This is a genomic window from Seonamhaeicola marinus (genome assembly GCF_008085455.1).
In genome coordinates this window covers 1-555 of sequence record NZ_VSDQ01000310.1, presented here as the reverse complement: position 1 = coordinate 555, position 555 = coordinate 1, and the positions used below count along the sequence as shown (strand labels likewise).

Below are 555 nucleotides of genomic sequence, written 5' to 3'. Positions count from 1 at the left end.
ACCATTCCTTTTTCTTGAATTGGCATAGCAGCTAAACTTACTAACATATCACCTTCTTCTAAATAACCTTTTTCACAAGCCATTTTATTTACATCTTCAATAGTTTCATCAGTACTTACAAACCTATCATAATAAAAAGCCCTTACACCCCAAAGTAAACTTAAACGCGTTAATATACGCTTGTTTGAAGTAAATACTAAAATATGACATGATGGCCTCCAAGCTGAAATTTGAAACGCTGTATAACCACTATTTGTTAATGTTGAAATTGCTTTCGCATCAATTTCATTAGCCATATTAGCGGCGTGATAACATATAGATTTTGTTATATATCGGTTTGTTCGAATATGCGGTGGTAATTGTGGTACTTGAATTAATGGCGAATCTTCAACACTTGTTAAAATGCTAGCCATTTGCCTAATTACTTGTACAGGATATTTACCAACCGATGTTTCACCAGATAGCATTACGGCATCTGCACCATCCATAACTGAGTTTGCAACATCATTCACCTCTGCTCTAGTTGGTGTTAAACTAGAAATCATGGTTTCCATC

The 555-nt window shown here is 34.8% G+C and carries 1 protein-coding gene; it reads right to left on the bottom strand.

What is annotated here, in order from left to right:
* A partial coding sequence (locus FUA24_RS04110; RefSeq protein ID WP_222861315.1) for a pyruvate kinase occupies nucleotides 1–555 on the bottom strand: 555 nt, incomplete at both ends.